Genomic DNA, 20062 nt, shown 5'->3' on the forward strand with positions numbered 1-20062 from the left:
TAAAAAAATTTCATATTAAAAGGGTGTCATAATACGACACCCTTCATTGTATTTATCAATCAATTCCTTCAGCATATATATAGTCATCAGTATATGCTTGGTAAACTCTCACATAAAATTCAGCTTCGTTATTGTCTCCATCTACCCAGCCACTTATATTTTCAGCTAATAATCCATTTTTAAAATTATCTATTCTTACTGGATCACCGCATTTTCCATCGTAAACTTGGTTCCTACAAGACCAATTTTTTCCAAGCTCAATTCTTGTGCTTTTAAATATGTTTCTTCTACCATGCTTATCATAGGAACTTGGACTTTTTGTTGAATTTGTTCAAAAACAATATGTGGTGTGTTTCCAGTAAACACCACAAAATCAGCCCCAACACTTTCTAATTTTTGAACATCATCTGTTAAGTAATTAATTAACTCTTGTGTCTGTCCATTCATAAGCAAATGAAACATCTTGTACATATTAATGCTGTTTATAAAAAGTTCTGGCAAGTCTTCTTTGCTTCCAACCTTTTCTTGAAATTTAGAAATGATTGATTGATAATACTCTACTGTTGATTCTGGTCCCGTACCTCCAATAATTCCAACCTTTTTCATCTTATCAGTCCCTTATTAGATATTTTTATATTTTATTTATCAAAAGTCGCAATAACCTCTATCTTAACTATTTGATAATTTTTTATTATCATTAACTCAAACTTCGCACCTTCAAATTCGTTTGCAAATCTTGATAGGACTTGGTTTAGAACAATAAAAAGGAAGGCTTGTTTTTTATTGTTGAGGTTGCTTTCCACTACGGGTTGCTTCGCTTTCCGCGGGGTGGGAGCTGAGCCTCCTCGGCTTTGCCTTGCGGGTCTCAGCCTTCCCACATTTCCCGCAGGAGTCTTCGCACCCTCCGTTACAAGCAACTTGTTTTAAAATAAGTTCTTGTTTTCGAATTTCATTACAGGGTATTATTGCTAAACAATAGTAGCGTTGATTTTTTTCATGTTATTATTCAACGGTGTTCTACCAAAAAGTGTCGCTTGAGTCTATTTCTATAAGGTGGGTGTTTTTACCAGTTCAGCGACAGCAACTAATTGATAAAACGGCTTGATTGAAGTGGAAGGTGCGAGACTCCTGTGGGATTAGCGGGTTAGATGAGACCCCGCAGGCGCAAGCGCCGAGGAGGCTCATCGCACGCCCCACGGAAAGCGAGCATCCTGAAACGGAAAGCAAGCCCCTATTTGTAAGGAATAATGTTTGCAAAAAAAACACCCTAAAAGACTATTCAATCACTCTTTTCTAATTGCTCTAAACCAAGTTATGGCAATACATGAAGAGGAATTTATAACTGCGAAGTTTGAGTCATTAATATTCAATCGTAATTTAATTTTTAAAATTTCTATATTAGATATCTTTAAAAAAGCTATAGGAATAATCTATAGCTCCAGGCTGCCCGCAAAAAGATCATGACTCGATAGACAAACGTTTTCAAAACAGAAAACAGCATTCTTAAAATTTAAACATATAGTTCTGCTATAGAATATAAAGCAGCCTTTCCGCTTAATTTTGTACGTGGTCCTTCATAATCACAATTTAGGACTCCTCCACGAGGTGATGCCTGATAAGCAACAAGTGATTTTTTATTTAACCGGTCTGCCCAGAACGGAATGATATGACAGTGTCCACTGCCGCATACAGGATCTTCAGGTACATTGCATTTTGGTGCAAATGACCTTGATACACAGTTATAATCTTTTCCTTCAGCTGTAACATGCAATAAAAGTCCATCCAGTTTATTCACCTTATCTTGGTCAGGATTTACGTTGCGGACTTGTTCTTCTGTTTCCAGAATACAGACTAGGTCTCTGCCCATATATGCCTCTAGCGGTCGTATACCAATGGCCTCTGCCATTTCATCGGTAACTTCTACCTTTTTCAAATCATATGATGGAAAGTTCATTTCAAATAGATCATCTTTTTTTAACACAACAAGCTCCCCGCTCATTGTCTGAAACGTGATTCTCTCTACATTTTCTTCATAATAGTTAGCAATAACATAAGCTGTTGCCAATGTTGCATGGCCACAAAGGTCAATTTCCCCACCCGGTGTAAACCATCTGAGTCGGTAACTATCTCCTTCTTTCACTGTAAAAGCTGTTTCGGAAAGATTATTTTCAGCAGTGATATTCAGCATCAACTCGTCTGGAAGCCATTCATCCATAACACATACCGCGGCTGGATTGCCTCCAAACACTTTATCTGTAAACGCATCTACTACATATTGTTTCATTTGTTATCCACCCTTTCTATTCGTTTAGAGATTTTTATTTTCCCAACATATTATTTCTATCATTCTCCTAAATAGGCATCAGCTTCTACCTCACACAATATGCCAAGAGGAAAGGATTTCACGGCCAAACAAGTTCTTGCCGATTTTTCAGTAAAATACTTTTCATAAACCGCTATACTTGTTTCTAGTCAACTCAAGTATAATAGAATGGATGATATCGTGCATTTTTTATTTCTTAGAATTGTGTTTTAACCCCAGCATTTATTATAGAACCAAATTAAATAGCCAAGCAGTGTACAAAATGCAAAAAAAGCAACCACCCACAGGTGATTGCCTCCATAATTTAACCAACTTGCCCTTCTTTTTGCTTTTGTTCCTCAACCATTTCAACAAATAACTGAAGAAAACGGGTATCAGCGGTTAACTCTGGATGAAAAGCACAAGCAAGAACATTTCCTTCTCTCGCTGCAACAATTTTCCCATCATATTTTGCTAACACCTCTACATTTTCACCGGCACTTTCAATATAAGGTGCCCGGATAAAAACAGCTTTAAAAGGATCATCAAGTCCAGCTATATCAAGATCTGCTTCAAAGCTGGCAATTTGCCGGCCAAACGCATTTCGTTTTACGGTAACATCTATAATTTGTAGATGAGAATCCTCTGAACCAACAAGCCCCTTAGCGACTAACACCATGCCAGCACAAGTTCCAAAAATGGGTTTTTCAGCCGTGTAAAATTCTTTTAATGGGCCGAAGAAATCGTAACGGTCGATGAGGTTTCTCATCGCTGTGCTCTCACCGCCAGGGAGAATTAAACCATCAATTTGTTCGAGCTGCTCCGGTTTCTTGACGACAATAGCCTCTAATCCCATGGCTTCAATTTGTTTTACGTGCTCAAAAACGGCACCTTGCAGTCCTAAAACTCCAATTGTTGTCATCTTACCAGCCACGCTCCTGCATTCTTTCTTCAAGAGACAATTTGGAAATGTCGATTCCTTTCATAGCAGCGCCAAGCTCTTTAGAAAGCTTGCTAATTAAATCGTAATCAGTGTAATAAGTTGTAGCTTGAACAATCGCACTTGCAAATTTTTCAGGATTTTCGGATTTAAAGATACCTGAACCAACAAACACTCCATCAGCACCAAGCTCCATCATTAATGCAGCATCAGCAGGTGTAGCAATACCGCCGGCAGCAAAGTTGACAACTGGAAGCTTGCCTAGTTCTTTGATTTGCTTTAAAACTTCAAAAGGTGCACCAAGAACTTTTGCTTCAGTCATTAATTCATCATCTGACATCATAGAAACTTTGCGAACTTGTGCATTTACTTTACGCATATGGCGGACTGCTTCCACAATGTTACCTGTACCAGGCTCACCTTTGGTACGCAGCATTGCAGCACCTTCGCCGATACGGCGTGCAGCTTCTCCAAGATCACGACAGCCACATACAAACGGTACAGTGAAATCGCTCTTCAATAAATGGAACTCTTCATCAGCAGGTGTTAACACTTCACTTTCGTCAATGTAGTCAACACCCATTGCTTCCAATACTCTTGCTTCCACAATATGACCAATACGGGCTTTAGCCATTACTGGGATGGATACTGCATTCATTACCTCTTCAACAATACGAGGGTCTGCCATTCTTGCAACCCCGCCGGCAGCACGGATATCAGAAGGAACTCTTTCTAATGCCATTACGGCAACAGCACCTGCTGCTTCCGCTACTCTTGCTTGCTCTGCATTGATAACATCCATAATGACGCCGCCTTTTTGCATTTGAGCCATTCCTCTTTTTACAGTTTCAGTTCCTAATAATTTTTCCACTTTATACACTCCGCTTCTTTAACTATTGTATTTTTACGAATCTATTGATTAGTATAAAAAGCAATTGACTGCATTGAAAGTGTCAGTTTTTTTAAAAATAATAGGGTCAGTTATAAGGAGATTATAAAAAATGGAAATGTTATCATGTCATTTAAATAGAACAAGTGATATACCATTATATGAACAATTATATTTATATATTAAAAAAGAAATAACAGAAGGGCGTATACAATACGGATCAAAGCTGCCATCTAAGCGGAAATTAGCTGATTTTCTAAAAATCAGTCAAAACACGGTTGAAACAGCCTATGAGCAATTGACCGCAGAAGGATATGTCGAGGCTTACCCGCGTAGGGGATATTTTGTCATGGCATATGAAGATTTAGAATATGTGCAAACAAACCATCACTTACAGGAAAATACAAAAATAACTCAGGAAGACATAAAATACAATTTCCATCCAAGCGCAATTGACACTGCGAATTTTCCATTTTCCAGGTGGCGTAAATATGCCAAAAATACGATCGATAAAGAGAATCATTCCTTGTTACTGCTCGGAGATTCACAAGGGGAGATAGAATTGCGGCAAGAAATCGCCCATTATTTGTATCATGCCAGGGGGGTACAATGTTCACCTGATCAAATTATTGTTGGGGCCGGAATTGAAATTTTATTACAACAGCTCTTGCTATTATTTGATAAAAAAACGGTTTATGGTGTAGAAGACCCAGGATACCATTTGATTTTACGGATTCTCAAGAATTTTCCAAATGAAGTGCATCATCTTGAAGTAGATGAAGAAGGGGTAAAGGTAGAAGCCATTAATCATAAAAATATCAATGTCGTTTATGTAGCACCTTCCCATCAATTTCCATATGGAACCGTACTATCGGTAAACCGTCGAACTAAGCTGTTAAAATGGGCGTCAACGGAGAAGAACCGCTATATTATTGAAGATGACTATGATAGTGAATTTCGCTATAGTGGAAAAACAATTCCTTCCTTGCAAAGCATGGACCTTGTTGAAAAAGTGATTTATTTAGGTACATTTTCAAAATCATTAATGCCATCAATTAGGATTAGCTATATGGTGCTGCCAAAGCTTCTCTTGCAGCAATATAAAGAAAAATTGTCGTTCTATCATTCCTCTTCTGTCTCAAGAATTGACCAGCATATTCTGGCTCAATTCTTGAAGGAAGGGGATTTCGAAAGACATTTAAACAGAATGCGAAAGATTTATCGTCGCAAGCTCGAAAAAGTTGTAGAATTGTTAAAACCATATCAAGATAAGCTCTTTATCATTGGAGAACACTCTGGACTTCATATCGTTCTTGTTGTTAATAATGGCATGGATGAGGGAGAGCTGGTTCAAAAAGCAGCTGAGGCGAATATAAAGATTTATCCATTGTCCACTTACTCGATTGAAAAAAAATCTGAAAAACCTCCCAAAATTATTCTTGGCTTCGCCGGAATTCGTGAAGATGAATTAAAAGGGGCAATCCAATTGATGTTAAAATGCTGGGGATTTTGATTATATTAATACAAAAAGGGGCTGTCTGAAAAGTCCCGTTATTTTTTATGACATTCTATGATTTAGTTCTTAAAAATTATCAAACTTTGTTTTAAATCCACAAAGTTCATCCTCTTTTACCTGGTAATGAGCATACTAGCCAGGCAAATAACGAAGAAAACGAACATTTGAAAGGCGGCTGAAGCTATAGGAATAACCTATAGCTTCAGCCTAATATATAATTTAAACCTCCTTCAAATGCCAAACAAAGCTTTGAAAATCACCTTTTATATCAAAAGGAATGCCAAGACCGTTAAAGGATAATTCATCGCCGCCATGTATATTGCCAGTTGTATCTACTAAGTATTGTTTCTCCTCATTTAAACCTTTTAGTTTAATCGATCGAACTGGCGCAGCGGGTTCGGCTAATACGCGGAAATAAAAGACTATTGCTTCTGTTTTTTCTTTATTAACAAATAGCCATGCTGTTTCATTTCCTTCAAATGGACTTAATAAACGGTAAAAGTCTCCAAATTGGATTAGATGGCGATGTTTTTTATATGCAGCTATTTGCCGTTTAACAACCGCTTTCTCTTTATCTATCAATTTCGTTAAATCCATTTCATATCCTAGATTGCCAGACATAGCTACATCTCCTCTCATTTCAAGAGATGTATAGCGATGCACTTGATGATTTGGGACTGCTGACACATGAGATCCCATCGAAATAATTGGGTAAACGAGACTTGTTCCGTACTGTATTTTTAATCTAGAAACGGCATCTGTATTATCGCTGGTCCATGTTTGCGGCATATAATAAAGGATGCCTGGATCAAATCTTCCGCCTCCGCCTGAACAGCTTTCAAATAAAATATGAGGGAAGCTAGATGTAAGCTCCTCCATTACTTTATAAAGGCCAAGCATATAGCGGTGTGCCGTTTCTCTTTGCTGATCCTCCGGCAATGCTGCTGAGCCTATTTCGGTCATATGACGATTCATATCCCATTTTACATAAGAAATTGGCACACTCGATAAAATCACATATATTCTTTTCGTAATCTCTTCGCAAACATCTTCTCTAGAAAAATCAAGCACTAATTGGTTTCTGCTTTCCGATCTTGACCGATTTGGCACATGTAAACACCAGTCAGGATGTGCTCTATATAAATCACTATCAACGGACACCATTTCCGGTTCAAACCAAAGCCCAAACTTCATTTGACGGCTTTCCACTCGAGAAGCTAAATCTTTTAGTCCATTCGGCAATTTTTTTGTATTAACAAACCAGTCCCCAAGTGAAGTCGTATCATCATTGCGATTGCCAAACCAGCCGTCATCAAGTACAAATAGCTCCATTCCTAATTCTTGGCCTACATTTGCGATTTCTTCGATTTTTTCTGCATCAAAATCAAAATAAGTCGCTTCCCAGTTATTGATTAAAATTGGACGTTCTTTGTCACGGTAAGCACCTCTGCATAAACAATTTCTGTATAAATCATGAAACGTTCTCGACATATCCCCTAGTCCCTGGTATGAATAGACCATAACGACTTCTGGAGTTTGGAACGTTTCCTTTGGGCGAAGTTTCCAACTAAAATCAAATGGATTCATTCCCATCGTAACTCTTGTTGTCTGAAATTGATCTACTTCTGCTTGTGCAAGGAAGTTTCCGCTATACACGAGATTAAATGCAAATACTTCTCCAACATCTTCTGTTGCATCCTTCCCTACTAATGCAATAAATGGATTGTGCTGATGACTGCTTGCCCCCCTTGCACTTTCAATCCCTTGAATTCCCGGGCGCAAAGGCTGTCTTTTTATATGACGTTCCTTGCCCCATGCACCATGTAAATGAAGGAAATCATACTTATCTTCTTGAAAGTCAACACAAATACTTAAAGCTCGCAACAGTTTTAAGTTTTTTGTACCAACATTTCTTATTTTTACTGATCGAGTAATAACATTATAATCAGTAAAAACCGTATAACTTAGCAGTACTTCTAATCCTGCAACTTTGTCTTCTAAGGTAATTTCCAATGTTTCTGCTTCTTGTTTTTCCTCTACATATGTGGCAGGTAATCCATCCAATTTTTCTTTTCCGGCTTTTATTATATGTGATTTATAGCGTAGGTCCGTAACTGTAGAGCCATTTTCCAGCTGAATTTGGTATGCTGGTTTTCGAAAATCTGTATTTCCGTATTGTGGATATTCTTGTGGGAATGTATCTAATGAAAAATTTTTGTCCTGCTTATCAGGGTTGCCTGAAAATGCACGACCAATAAATGGAAGTGGTTTACTATTTGAAAAATTCTGTATTTTTCTACCCCAATATAGATGAGCTAAATAATTGTCTTTTATGACTTGCATCACATAACTTGTATTCTTCGCATTTAAGTGAAATATCTTGTTCTTCTCATCAAAGTGAACGGCCATCGTTTCTCCTTCCTTTCACTGATTATTTGATTTTTCTTTTACCATTACATTATATATAAAAATAAGACCAATTCATTATCTATGTAAGTTTTTTTTGAAAACAATTCCAATACCATATTTTTTCCTTTAAAATGATAAGAAACAGGAAAACTTTTCTTTTTATAGTCCATACAAAGGAGACTTATCTATGTCAAATAATTCCTTCTACTTAGGCGTTGATATCGGAACAACTAGTACAAAAGCTGTCCTTTTTGGCGATGCTGGTAAAGTAATTAGTATGCATCATGTGGAATATCCATTATATAGTCCTGCCCCAAGCATTGCCGAACAAGATCCAGAGGAAATCTTTCAGGCGGTTCGTGAAACAATAAAGACTGCCTTAATTAAAAGCAACCTCAATACAGAAGAACTAAAGCTTGTTTCCTTTAGCTCTGCCATGCATAGCGTCATTGCTTTAGATTCAAAAGGAATCCCGTTAACTCGCTGCATTACATGGGCAGACAGCCGTTCGGCTGAGTGGGCAAATAAAATAAAAAAAGAATTAAGCGGCATGGAAATTTATCGTAGATCGGGTACACCGATTCACCCGATGGCACCACTTTCAAAAATAGCATGGCTTCGAACCGATTTTCCTGATATTTTCGCAAAAGCTGCAAAATTTATCGGCATTAAAGAGTACGTTTTCTATAAATTATTTGGCAAATATATTGTGGACCATTCAATTGCATCTGCAACGGGAATGTTTAATCTATCAGAGCTTGCATGGGATAAGGAAGCTCTTGAAATCGCTGGTATTTCTGAAAATCAGCTTTCTGAACCAGTATCAACTACATATTATCTTAAAGGCTTACAAACAAATTATGCAGAAGAATTAGGGATATCTAATAAAACTCCCTTTATTGTTGGTGCCAGTGATGGTGTACTTTCCAATCTTGGAGTTAATGCGATTGATCCAGGTGTAGTTGCTGTCACCATTGGCACTAGCGGAGCAATTCGAACAGTAACAGACAAACCGGTTACCGATCCAAAAGGAAGAATTTTCTGTTACGCCTTAACAGAAAAACATTGGGTAGTTGGCGGACCTGTTAACAATGGAGGCATGACATTCAGATGGGTGCGTGATGAGCTCGCTTCTTCAGAAGTAGAAACAGCAAAACGTCTTGGCATAGATCCTTATCAAGTGTTGACAAAAATTGCTTCACGTGTTTCTCCTGGAGCAAATGGACTTATCTTTCATCCCTATTTAGCTGGTGAAAGAGCGCCATTATGGAATGCGAATGCTAGAGGATCTTTTTTTGGACTTGGGCTGCATCATAAAAAAGAACATATGATTCGCGCCGTTCTAGAAGGGGTTATTTTAAACCTATATACCGTGATGCTTGCATTACAAGAAGTAATTGGGGAGCCAAAACAAATTCAGGCAACAGGTGGTTTCGCCCGCTCTGAATTATGGCGACAAATGATGGCAGATATTTTTAATCAAGAAGTTACCGTTCCTGAAAGCTTTGAAAGCTCATGCTTAGGAGCCATTGTGTTAGGTATGTATGCTTTAGGCGACATTAAAGATTTCTCTATCATGAAAGATTTAGTAGGCAGTACGCATTCTCATAAACCAATAAAAGAAAATGTCGAGATTTATCAAGACTTAACTTCGATTTACATACGAGTATCGCGCCTTCTCGAAAAAGAATATGATCATATAGCTGATTTTCAAAGAAAATGGGTAGAATAAAGAAAAGCGCAGGCGCCTTTCACAGGAGCTTGCTGCTTGATTTAACTGCATCTTTTTTGGGGATTTTTTTCGTAAAATAAACTTTTTGAAATCGCAAAAATATTTGCAAAGTTACTTATTTATACTATAAAAACAAAGGCTGTTTTCTCAAAGTTAGTTGTTTTTCACGTGAAAAAATGGGAGAAGCAGTACTCAGCAGACTGAATACACGTAGACTCCTGTGGGAATGCGAGAAAGACGAGACCCCACAGGAGCGTATGCGACGAGGAGGCTCGACGCTCGCCCACGGAAAGCGAAGTGTATTCAGGCTGTGCGTTTAAAAGCAACAATCTATACGAAAACAGCCAAAAGAAAAATCCAAGAAGAATACGATTCTATCTTGGATTTTTAAGGTAAGAAAGTACAAAATTTTTGATTACTTACTTTCCACCCCATGACCGCCAAACTCATTTCTTAATGAGGCGACGACTTTGCCGGCAAATGTATCCTGCTCTAAGGAACGATAGCGCATCATTAAAGATAATGCAGTTACCGGCATGCATGCTTGCAAGTCTAATGCTGTCTCCACTGTCCATTTCCCCTCGCCAGATGAATGCATGACCCCTTTTATCCCTTCTAATTTTGGATCCTTTGAAAAGGCATTTTCTGTTAATTCCATTAGCCAAGAACGTATCACAGAACCATTATTCCAAACTTTCGCCACACCCTCATTATCATATTCATACTCGCTCTTTTCCAATAATTCAAACCCCTCTGCGATCGCTTGCATCATTCCATACTCTACGCCGTTATGAACCATTTTTAAAAAGTGTCCGCTTCCGCTTTCCCCTGCATACATATATCCTTTATCTACACATAAATCGTTAAAAAGCATTTCCATCGATAAAAAGATTTCTCTGTTACCTCCAACCATCATACAAGCACCATTTCTTGCTCCGCTTGTTCCTCCACTTGTGCCAACGTCTAAAAAGTGAATGCCTGCTTCTCCTAATTCCTGCGCTCTTCGTTTCGAATCTTTATAGTGTGAATTTCCGCCATCAATAATAATGTCTCCTGCTGACAGCAAATCTTTCAATTCATTGATAACCGATTCGGTAATTTCTCCTGCTGGAACCATTACCCAAACAACTTTTGGACTTGGCAGCGCATCTACAAGTTCCACTATCGAGTATGCACCACCGACATCTTCTTTTTTTATTTCATCTACAACGCTTTTATTCACATCAAAAGCTGTTAAAATATACTTATGTGCTACTAAATTCATTCCTAAGTTATATCCCATTTTTCCAAGGCCAATTAAACCAATATGCATCGATTCATTCACTCCTTTTGAAAAATAATTTCACTCCTTACTAATATTATACGAATTTTTTTTCATATATGAAACTTTTATAAAAAATATTTTTTCATATTAATATATGCTATACTACTCTTACATTCAATCGGAAAGGAACGAACATGATGGCACAGAATTGTATTGGAAAAATACGATCTTATTATGCAAGATTAAGTGAAAAAGAGAAAAAAATTGCCGACTATATTTTGCAAAATCCTGAACAAATTATTCATTGTACGATCAATGAATTAGCGGAAGATTTGAATGTTGCAGATGCTACTGTTTTCCGTTTTTGCAAGCGGATCGGATTTAAAGGATTTCAAGCAATGAAAATTGCGCTAGCATCAGAAGTAATTGAACCTATTCAACAAATCCATGAAGAAATAACTGAACAAGACAATGTGAAAACGGTGACCGAAAAAGTTTTTCAATCAAATATTCGTACGTTAGAAAATACGCTGCAAATATTAAACGAGCGTTCTATTCAACAAGCGGTGGATCTTCTAAGCAAGGCGAAGCGAGTAGAATTTTATGGAACTGGCGGTTCTGCAGTAATTGCGATGGATGCTTTTCATAAATTTGTACGAACAGGTATTAAAGCGTTTTCATTTATAGATTCACACTTTCAGTTAATGTCCGCTTCTCAATTATCAAAAAATGATATTGCTGTGATTATTTCACACTCAGGAACGAACAAAGATACATTAAATATATTAAAAACCGCAAAAAAGAATGGCGCAACCACCATTAGCATCACAGGGTATCCGAAATCACCAATTGCTCAAAATGCGGATGTTGCCCTCTTTACAAGCTCAGAGGAAACGGAATATCGTTCGGAGGCGCTTTCTTCCAGAATTGCTCAGTTAAGTTTAATTGATGCTTTATATGTAAATATGATGATATTAAATAAAGAGACTGCCAATAAATCTCTTGATAAAATAAGAACGGCTATTTCGGATACAAGAATGTAGGTGTACCATTAAATGGCACACCTTCTTTTTCTATAAAAACAAATCAATTAACAACGCGCCACCAAAAGCAATAAATGATAAGATTGTTTCTAAAACAGTCCATGTTTTGAAGGTTTCTTCTACCGTCAATCCTAAATATTCTTTCACCATCCAGAAACCAGCATCGTTGACATGGGAGAACATAAGGGATCCTGCACCTGTTGCGATTACCAGCAATTCCAGATTAACGCCAGCCATATTTGCAATAATTGGTGAAACAATTCCGGCAGCTGTTGTGAGAGCAACCGTTGCAGAACCTGTCGCTATCCGGATTAACCCTGCAATTAAAAACGCAAGTAATATTGGAGATAATGATAAACTTTCCGACATATGGCCAATCGTTGTTCCCACACCACTATCAATCAACACTTGCTTAAATGCTCCTCCAGCTCCAATAATTAATACTATAGAACCAACAGGCAAAATACATTCTTCGGTAAATTTTTTCAGTTTATCTTTATCCATCCCTTGACGGAAACCAAGGAAATAATAGGCTGAAAAACAAGCAATCAATAAAGAAATAAGCGGACTGCCTATAAAAGCTAACGCGCCTTTAAATGATATCGGCAAAAAATCTAAATAAGGTGCAGCAGTTCCTATTACCATTAAAATAACCGGCAGCAAAATCGATAAGAAAGAAATTCCGACACTCGGTAAAGCCGATTTATCCTTTTCTTCCATACGAATTAAACTTGGTTCTCCTTTTGGAACAATACGTTTATTCATCCATTTAGCAAACAATGGACCTCCGATGATTCCAGCCGGAAGCGCTATTATTAAGGAATACAATAGTACAGTTCCTAAATTAGCTCCATAAATACCAATTGCAGCAATTGCACCAGGGTGTGGAGGTACAAGTCCATGAACGATTGATAATCCGGCAATTGCAGGAAGCGCAATTAATAATATATTTTTCTTTGTCGCTTTATGAATCGAGATAACTAATGGCAATAAAATTAATATTCCTACTTCAAAAAAAACGGGTATACCGATAATAAATCCTGAAAAAAACATAGCCCAAGGCAGTTTTTTTTCTCCGAAAACCCTTACAAAATAATGAGCAATCTGCAACCCGGCTCCCGATTCTGAAAGCAGTTTTCCAAGAATGGTACCAAGTGCAAGAATTCCAACTAAATGGCCTAAAACACCACCTACTCCTGTTTCATAAGCGCCTACAATTTTATCCCAAGATAAACCGGATAAGATAGCTAAAAACATACTTGCTACTGTTAAACTAATAAATGCATGCCACTTAAACCATGAAACACCTAATATAACAATAACAATGGAAATAAACGTAACAATCAATAAATACGCATCCATGAAACTACCACCCTTGTAAGTTAGTAAATTACAACACACGATTTGAAAACGTTTTATTTCTTTATCATTATTATATGAAAAAACTTTCTTAAGTTAATACAGTTTGAAGAAAAAATTTTTATTTTCCTTCTTTTCTACTATTTCTACTATATATGAATTAGCAAAAAAAACCAACTATAAGAGTTCCTTCTCTCTACAGTTGGTTTTTTTTGCTAAAATATTAATCACTTTAGTGGTTTTTTTCGAATATACATTCAATTAGAATCATATCGGAGGAACGAGTGGATTAATATTTGCACTAAAAAGTAAAAGCTACTCTGACTTGCTGCTTCGCTGTCAGCCATCTCCTTCATTAAAATTCAATCCCTAACACAGCTGGAATTCCTTCATCATAATAATGCTTTACTGCCTTCATTTCCGTTACTAAATCAGCACAATCAATTAATTCTTCTTTTGCTGAACGCCCTGTTACAATCAAATGCATGTGTTCTGGACGATTATGAATTAAATGTAATACCTCTTCTAAAGGAAGGACATCCTCAATCGGGAATTTTGTAATTGCCAGCGCATTGTTAAGCTCATCTAGAATCACAACATCATATTGATTGGACAATACTTTTGCCTTTGTAAACGCCCATGCAGCCTTCAACGCCTCCCGATGCTCTTCTGGAGTCTTCGTCCAAGTAAAACCAATTCCTTTTTGATGGATTTCTATGCCTAGTTTCTCAAACGTAATTTTTTCTCCATATGTTCTTTGCGGCGATTTAATGAATTGAATCATTAATACTCGTTTTCCACGTCCAGCTGCACGCACTGCAAGACCGAGGGCTGCTGTCGTTTTCCCTTTTCCATCACCTGTATACAATAGCATTAGTCCGCGCTTTTTTCTTTTTTCTGCTGCTGTTTCCATACTATTAGCCCTCGTTTACATCCAGACTGTTTTTTCTTCAAAAGATGTTCTTGCTGGTGTCTTCATCTTTTTTAATGACTCGTCATTCGGATAGCCGATAAATACAGTTCCGATAATTTTTTTATTTTCAGGTGAACCGATAAACTCATACATACGTTCATCGTGAACGAGTCCAACACCTCTTGTACGCCATACGAATCCTAACCCTAATTCTTCAGCAGCAAGCCACATAGAGTGAATAGCACAACATACTGCGTATTCATTATCCTGAGAAGCTTCTTTATCTCCTGGGACTATATCCGCTGTTACTACAATGTGAGCAGGCGTATTTCTCATCACTTTTAAAGAGCTCTCCACTAAATTTGGCTTCGTTGGAAATCGCTCCTGTAAGTAAACAGTTGCTATCTCTTCGTAACGCTTTTTTGCCTCACCCTTTATGACATAAAAGCTCCACGGTTCTCTCATTCGATCGTTCGGCGCCCATGTAGCAGCTTCCAGAAGTACTTTAATTTTTTCGTCCTCTACCTCGCAGGCAGTATAATCACGAATAGCTCTTCTTTTTTTTAGCTCTGTTATAATTGACATATTGATCACTCCCTATAATGATTGTGCTTCCAATTCTTCAAACCATTTAATTTTATTACGTAATTGAACGACTTCACCGACAAGAACGATCGCAGGATGTGTAATTTGTGCATCTGCTGCCACCTTTTCAATAGTAGTTAAATCACCAGTTACCGTCTTCTGTTTTTCTGTTGTCCCCCACTGAATAAGCGCAACTGGAGTATGAGGATTCTTTCCATGCTCAATCAATCGACTGCATATATTGCTTAAATTGCCAACACCCATGTAAAAAGCAATCGTATCGATGCCTTGCGCAAGCGCAGACCAGTTAATATGATCTTCATCTTTTTCAGCACGGCCATGACCCGTTACAATCGCGAAGGAAGAAGCGTAATCGCGATGTGTCACCGGAATACCAGCATAAGCAGGTGCCGCAATTCCTGATGTGATGCCTGGTACGATTTCATACGGAATACCATGCTCTGCTAATACTTCCGCTTCTTCGCCGACACGACCGAACACACAAGGGTCCCCGCCTTTTAGACGGACTACTGTCTTTCCTTCAGATGCTTTTTCAACTAAAAGCTCATGAATCTGTTCTTGAATTAATTGATGCTTCCCTGGAAGTTTCCCACAAAAAATAAGCTCGACTTCAGCCTTTGCATACTGTAAGAGAGCTTCATTAGCTAAGCGATCATATAAAATAACGTCAGCCTTTTGGATACACTCCATCCCATGCACTGTAATAAGTTTAGGATCTCCAGGTCCCGCGCCAACTAAATATACTTTTCCTTTTGCCACAACCAACCCACTTCTTTCTTTATGTTTATACAATTATTTTTTAATAGGTAAAACCTTCAATCCATCAAGTTAAGCATTTTATTATATTTGCGGGATTCCTTCTCCATATCACGGAATTATCAAATTTATCGCGGGATTCCCTCTTCTTACCGCGGAATTATTAAAATTATCGCGGGATTCCTTCTCCCTACCGCGGAATTATCAAATTTATCGCGGGATTCTTCTTCGTACCGCGGAATTATCAAAATTATCACGGGATTCCTTCTCCCTACCACGGAATTATCAAAATTATCGCAGGATTCTTTCTCACTATCGCGGAATTATCCATTTTTTCATTAGATTGATAGCTTTTGGGTCACAATCCACCTGATTTCCTGTTATTTCAGCTTGCTGAAACGAGTTCACTCATTATTTGAGATGCCTGCTGAATGAAAAGTTGCCATTTCCCGTACCATTAAAGCTGCTGACTGTACAATTGGAAAAGCAATGGCTGCTCCGCTTCCTTCTCCTAAACGCAGCCCTAAATCGAGAATAGGCTTCTTTCCTAATAGCTCAATTGCGATATTATGCCCCATTTCAACAGAACGATGCCCGACAATCATATATTCACTTGCTAAGCTGCAAATCTCTTTTGTAAGCAATGCTGCAACTGTACAAATAAATCCGTCAACGAGAATGGGAATGCGGTGTGCAGCTCCTGCCAACATCGCACCAGTCATCGCTGCAATCTCTAATCCGCCAACCTTCGCCAATACATCAATTGGATCATTGCGATCAGGCATTCGCGCTGCTATTGCACGAGAAATAACCGTTTGTTTATGCTGCACTTTCTCAGCTGCTATTCCTGTTCCTTGACCAACTAGTTTATCTATATTTTTACCGCTTAGAACAGCTAAAATGGCGCTGCTTGCCGTTGTATTTCCAATGCCCATTTCACCAAGAATTAAGCATTTTACACCTTGTTTAATCATCGCTTCAGCGCGTTCGCATCCGACTGCTATCGCTTTCTCTGCTTCTTCTCTTGTCATGGCATCCTGCTCACAAAAGTTTTCTGTACCATAACGTACTTTACGCTGGATCACACCATCAGCATCAATGTTTGCTGCAACCCCTACATCAACGATTTCAAACGCAGCACCTATTTGCTTGCTGAATACATTAATTGCGGCACCCCCTTGTAAAAAGTTCAGCACCATTTGCGCCGTTACTTCCTGTGGAAAAGCGGATACACCTTCCTTCACAACACCATGGTCGGCTGCAAACACGATAACCCCAGGCGGTGTAACAACTGGAAACGCCTCAGACGTTATTTCAGCAAGCTGAACGGCCATTTCCTCCAGCCTTCCAAGACTTCCAGGAGGCTTTGTTAATGTATCAATATATCGTTGTACTTGCTTTCCCATCTCTTTATCAACAGGCTGAATCTGCTCTAATATACGAATCACGGTTTAATCCCCTTTTTCTGAAATTCTTCCATTTTTTGCTCGATGAAATCCATTTTGACATGCTGTCTCACATGATCAGCTAAGCGGTCGAATGCGCCTTCACGCAATTGATTAAAGGAAACACGATTGTTTATCGGATTTAACCCTTTCTTTTCTCGAATAGCATTCAATATTGTTTCCCGGAAAACATCGTTATGAAAAATCCCATGAAAATACGTCCCAATTACTTGCTCATCCTTACTTTTACATCCATCTTTCCGATTGGCTGCTTCAATAAGCGCATCATACTCTCCATCCAAATGGGTTTCCCCCATATGAATCTCATAACCTTTCACATCAAATGTTTGCCCGTGAAACGTTAATTGGCCTTCTGACAATTCTGTTGTTTTCTCTTTCGTAATAGTCGTATGCAGCGGGAGAAAACGTAGTCCTTTCATATGTTCAAGAGGAGATTCGATAGAAAATGGATCGCTAATATCACACCCAAGCATTTGATATCCACCGCAAATTCCAAAAATAAGCGACTGATTATTATCATGTAATTTCTGCAGCTTCTCCCCAATGCCACTTTCCTTTACAAACATTAAATCCTCTATCGTATTTTTACTTCCAGGCAAAATAACAAGATCTGGCTCTTGTAATTGATCCGCTCTCGTAATAAAACGGACATGACAATCAGGTTCTACAAAAAAAGGATCCACATCTGTAAAATTAGAAATCTTAGGATATTGAATAACTGCAATATCTAATTCTTTTTCACTATTTTTCACAGCTGTATATTGATTTAATATGACGGAGTCTTCTGCATCAATATTTAAATGTGGCATATATGGAATGACTCCTAGTACAGGTTTTCCTGTATACTCCTCAAACCACTTTAATCCTGGTTCCAGCAAACCTACATCACCGCGAAACTTATTTATGATGACACCAATGACGCGGTCCCTGTCCTCAGGATCCAGCAGCTGAAGGGTTCCTACTAAGCTGGCAAATACGCCTCCCTTTTCAATATCACCAATAAGAACAACGGGAGCGTCTGCCATCCTAGCAACACGCATATTCACTAGTTCACGGTCATTTAAATTAATTTCTGCTGGACTGCCAGCTCCTTCAATGACAATACGTTCACTTGTATTAGAAAGAAACGCTAAGGACTCTTCAATTAATTGCAGGCCTGTATCGAAAAATTCCTTTCTATATGCACTTGCTTCCATATTTTTGTACGGTTTTCCATGCACGACAATTTGTGATTCATTGTGACGGGTTGGTTTGATTAAAATAGGATTCATATTTGTTGTTGCACTAATGCCAGCTGCCTCCGCTTGAACCCCCTGTGCTCTTCCAATTTCCTTCCCGTCGACTGTGATATAGGAATTTAACGCCATGTTTTGTGATTTGAATGGAACTGTTTTGAATCCATCTTGAGTAAACATACGGCAAAATGCCGTAACAATCACACTTTTACCTGCGTCAGAGTGCGTCCCTTGAAACATAATAGGAAGAGCTTTAGCCATATGCTTTAATCTCCTTACATTGATTCATCCAATTCTTCACCATCTCTTGACAGGAACCAAAATGGAAATGAGTATATCCAGCTACAAGATTTCCTTTCATATACCCCTCTTGCTTGATGCCACGCATCCCTTTTGTTTGATATGCATAGGGAACCTCACCTTTTGGATGGAAGGTAGAATAGTGGAATTCATGTCCTTTCGCTTTTACATTTCCATGAAACAAAAAGTTTCCTTCTTCCCCTGTTACCTCACGATACCCCAATGCAGCGAGCTTCGTTTGCATTTTCACTTCTCCAGGAATGACACCGACCATTTCATACTTTTCTCCGTCTGTCGTTTCAATTGCATCTGTTAAAAACATAAATCCACCGCATTCCGCTAAAGTCGGCAGACCATTTTCAATTGCTGTTTGAATCGATTGTTTGACTGCAATTTGCTGAGACAATTCCTTCGCGAATTCCTCAGGGAAGCCGCCGCCAATGTATAATCCAGCAACATCATTTGGAAGGATTTCACCTTTCAATGGAGAAAACTCCACTAACTCTGCTCCGTGTGCCTTTAGCAGGTCAAGATTCTCTTGATAATAAAAGTTAAAAGCTGCATCTCTAGCAACAGCGATACGAACAGTTTGGTTTTCTTTATTCTTAAACTGTGATTCTACTATTTCAAGTTCTGGAGCTTGTGCCAGCTCATATAATTGCTCTACGTCTATCGTTTCAAGAACCAATTCGCCAAGCTGATCAAAAAATGAATCGAGTTCACCACGTTCTACTGATGGAACTAATCCTAAATGACGCTCTGGAATAGCAACATCTTGATTTCGTTTCAAATAACCGATAACAGGGATGTTGCACTCCTGTTCTATCGCTGTTTTTACAATCTTAAAATGACCTTCGCTGCCAATACGATTCGCAATGACACCAACTATATTCGCTTCCTCTAGAAAAGCTTGAAATCCCTTTACAATTGCAGCGGCACTGCGGGCCATGCTGGCACAATTTACGACAAGCACAACAGGGCTCTTTGTAATGATGCTAATTTCTGCTGTTGTCCCATCATTATTGGTTGGATTTTTCCCGTCAAAAAACCCCATAACCCCTTCAATAATAGAAATATCAGCTCCTTTACTGCCTAAACATGCAATTTCTTTGACCATATCATGGTTTAACATCCAGCTATCCAAATTTCGTGACGTTCTTCCTGTAACAGCAGTATGATAAGTGGGATCAATATAATCTGGTCCACATTTAAATCCTTGCACAGTATATCCCTTTTTTTGCAATGCCGACATAATTCCGATTGTGAGTGTCGTTTTCCCGACACCGCTTCCCGTACCTGCAATAACTAGTCTGCGGCTTGACATCTTTTTTC

17 protein-coding genes are annotated in these 20062 nt (G+C 38.4%); 3 read left to right on the plus strand and 14 right to left on the minus strand.

The window, feature by feature from the left end; all coding sequences use genetic code 11:
* Positions 1-55 precede the first annotated feature (55 nt).
* From ACTYA4_RS22325 to pdxS, 5 genes are all read right to left on the minus strand, one after another.
* Entirely contained in the window at positions 56-280 is a 225-nt protein-coding gene (locus ACTYA4_RS22325) for a YndA family protein (protein ID WP_510186542.1), read from the minus strand.
* Positions 196-606 carry an aspartate/glutamate racemase family protein gene (locus ACTYA4_RS11230; RefSeq protein WP_445505639.1) on the minus strand — a complete coding sequence of 137 codons (411 nt, stop codon included), beginning with the start codon at positions 604-606 and terminating at the stop codon, positions 196-198. Before ACTYA4_RS11230 ends, ACTYA4_RS22325 begins: the two co-directional genes overlap by 85 nt.
* Positions 607-1510: 904 nt before the next feature.
* On the minus strand, positions 1511-2284 hold the full coding sequence (locus ACTYA4_RS11235; protein ID WP_443481069.1) for a PhzF family protein: 774 nt from the start codon (positions 2282-2284) through the stop codon (positions 1511-1513).
* A gap of 343 nt (positions 2285-2627) precedes the next feature.
* Positions 2628-3224, minus strand: a complete 597-nt coding sequence (gene pdxT / locus ACTYA4_RS11240) for a pyridoxal 5'-phosphate synthase glutaminase subunit PdxT (RefSeq protein WP_445505640.1) — start codon at positions 3222-3224, stop codon at positions 2628-2630.
* A 1-nt stretch (position 3225) separates the two neighbouring features.
* Positions 3226-4113 (minus strand): pyridoxal 5'-phosphate synthase lyase subunit PdxS, encoded by an 888-nt coding sequence (gene pdxS, locus ACTYA4_RS11245; protein ID WP_443481071.1) that lies wholly within the window; start codon positions 4111-4113, stop codon positions 3226-3228.
* A 130-nt stretch (positions 4114-4243) separates the two neighbouring features.
* Between pdxS and pdxR the strand changes: the two genes are divergently transcribed.
* The gene (gene pdxR / locus ACTYA4_RS11250; protein WP_445505641.1) at positions 4244-5644 is read left to right on the plus strand and encodes a MocR-like pyridoxine biosynthesis transcription factor PdxR; all 1401 of its coding nucleotides are present in this window, start codon (positions 4244-4246) and stop codon (positions 5642-5644) included.
* A 222-nt stretch (positions 5645-5866) separates the two neighbouring features.
* On the opposite strand, the gene ACTYA4_RS11255 is transcribed toward pdxR, so the two are convergent.
* Positions 5867-8056 (minus strand): alpha-galactosidase, encoded by a 2190-nt coding sequence (locus ACTYA4_RS11255; RefSeq protein ID WP_445505642.1) that lies wholly within the window; start codon positions 8054-8056, stop codon positions 5867-5869.
* Between the two features lie 187 nt (positions 8057-8243).
* Here ACTYA4_RS11255 and gntK point away from each other — a divergent pair, with 187 nt between their 5' ends.
* On the plus strand, positions 8244-9788 hold the full coding sequence (gene gntK, locus ACTYA4_RS11260) for a gluconokinase (protein WP_443481074.1): 1545 nt from the start codon (positions 8244-8246) through the stop codon (positions 9786-9788).
* Between the two features lie 415 nt (positions 9789-10203).
* Here gntK and gnd read toward each other — a convergent pair whose 3' ends face one another.
* Positions 10204-11100: a phosphogluconate dehydrogenase (NAD(+)-dependent, decarboxylating) gene (gene gnd / locus ACTYA4_RS11265; protein ID WP_443481075.1), complete on the minus strand. Its 897-nt coding sequence runs from the start codon at positions 11098-11100 to the stop codon at positions 10204-10206.
* A 149-nt stretch (positions 11101-11249) separates the two neighbouring features.
* Between gnd and ACTYA4_RS11270 the strand changes: the two genes are divergently transcribed.
* Positions 11250-12095: a MurR/RpiR family transcriptional regulator gene (locus tag ACTYA4_RS11270; protein WP_443481163.1), complete on the plus strand. Its 846-nt coding sequence runs from the start codon at positions 11250-11252 to the stop codon at positions 12093-12095.
* 30 nt (positions 12096-12125) lie between these two features.
* Here the strand turns inward: ACTYA4_RS11270 and ACTYA4_RS11275 are convergent, their stop codons facing one another.
* From ACTYA4_RS11275 to ACTYA4_RS11305, 7 genes are all read right to left on the minus strand, one after another.
* The gene (locus ACTYA4_RS11275; protein ID WP_443481076.1) at positions 12126-13457 is read right to left on the minus strand and encodes a GntT/GntP/DsdX family permease; all 1332 of its coding nucleotides are present in this window, start codon (positions 13455-13457) and stop codon (positions 12126-12128) included.
* A gap of 352 nt (positions 13458-13809) precedes the next feature.
* Positions 13810-14367: a cob(I)yrinic acid a,c-diamide adenosyltransferase gene (cobO, locus tag ACTYA4_RS11280; protein WP_443481077.1), complete on the minus strand. Its 558-nt coding sequence runs from the start codon at positions 14365-14367 to the stop codon at positions 13810-13812.
* A 15-nt stretch (positions 14368-14382) separates the two neighbouring features.
* Positions 14383-14952 (minus strand): nitroreductase family protein, encoded by a 570-nt coding sequence (locus ACTYA4_RS11285; protein WP_443481078.1) that lies wholly within the window; start codon positions 14950-14952, stop codon positions 14383-14385.
* A 12-nt stretch (positions 14953-14964) separates the two neighbouring features.
* Positions 14965-15732, minus strand: coding sequence for a uroporphyrinogen-III C-methyltransferase (gene cobA / locus ACTYA4_RS11290; RefSeq protein WP_445505643.1), 768 nt, complete (start codon positions 15730-15732; stop codon positions 14965-14967).
* Positions 15733-16133: 401 nt separating this feature from the next.
* Positions 16134-17168, minus strand: coding sequence for a nicotinate-nucleotide--dimethylbenzimidazole phosphoribosyltransferase (cobT, locus tag ACTYA4_RS11295; protein WP_443481164.1), 1035 nt, complete (start codon positions 17166-17168; stop codon positions 16134-16136).
* A gap of 5 nt (positions 17169-17173) precedes the next feature.
* A complete protein-coding gene (locus tag ACTYA4_RS11300; protein ID WP_445505644.1) occupies positions 17174-18691 on the minus strand; it encodes a cobyric acid synthase in 1518 nt (505 codons plus the stop codon).
* A complete protein-coding gene (locus ACTYA4_RS11305) occupies positions 18684-20054 on the minus strand; it encodes a cobyrinic acid a,c-diamide synthase CobB (RefSeq protein WP_445505645.1) in 1371 nt (456 codons plus the stop codon). The genes ACTYA4_RS11300 and ACTYA4_RS11305 overlap by 8 nt, the downstream gene beginning before the upstream one ends.
* Positions 20055-20062: the final 8 nt, after the last annotated feature.

The sequence above is a fragment of the Niallia yueguangensis genome (assembly GCF_052663115.1).

Bases quoted from the DNA above. Each gene is read 5' to 3' on its own strand.
- ACTYA4_RS11230 (WP_445505639.1), bottom strand. From the start codon at position 606: ATGAAAAAGGTTGGAATTATTGGAGGTACGGGACCAGAATCAACAGTA.
- ACTYA4_RS11235 (WP_443481069.1), bottom strand. From the start codon at position 2,284: ATGAAACAATATGTAGTAGATGCGTTTACAGATAAAGTGTTTGGAGGC.
- pdxT (WP_445505640.1), bottom strand. From the start codon at position 3,224: ATGACAACAATTGGAGTTTTAGGACTGCAAGGTGCCGTTTTTGAGCAC.
- pdxR (WP_445505641.1), top strand. From the start codon at position 4,244: ATGGAAATGTTATCATGTCATTTAAATAGAACAAGTGATATACCATTA.
- ACTYA4_RS11255 (WP_445505642.1), bottom strand. From the start codon at position 8,056: ATGGCCGTTCACTTTGATGAGAAGAACAAGATATTTCACTTAAATGCG.
- gntK (WP_443481074.1), top strand. From the start codon at position 8,244: ATGTCAAATAATTCCTTCTACTTAGGCGTTGATATCGGAACAACTAGT.
- gnd (WP_443481075.1), bottom strand. From the start codon at position 11,100: ATGCATATTGGTTTAATTGGCCTTGGAAAAATGGGATATAACTTAGGA.
- ACTYA4_RS11270 (WP_443481163.1), top strand. From the start codon at position 11,250: ATGGCACAGAATTGTATTGGAAAAATACGATCTTATTATGCAAGATTA.
- ACTYA4_RS11275 (WP_443481076.1), bottom strand. From the start codon at position 13,457: ATGGATGCGTATTTATTGATTGTTACGTTTATTTCCATTGTTATTGTT.
- cobO (WP_443481077.1), bottom strand. From the start codon at position 14,367: ATGGAAACAGCAGCAGAAAAAAGAAAAAAGCGCGGACTAATGCTATTG.
- ACTYA4_RS11285 (WP_443481078.1), bottom strand. From the start codon at position 14,952: ATGTCAATTATAACAGAGCTAAAAAAAAGAAGAGCTATTCGTGATTAT.
- ACTYA4_RS11300 (WP_445505644.1), bottom strand. From the start codon at position 18,691: ATGGCTAAAGCTCTTCCTATTATGTTTCAAGGGACGCACTCTGACGCA.
- ACTYA4_RS11305 (WP_445505645.1), bottom strand. From the start codon at position 20,054: ATGTCAAGCCGCAGACTAGTTATTGCAGGTACGGGAAGCGGTGTCGGG.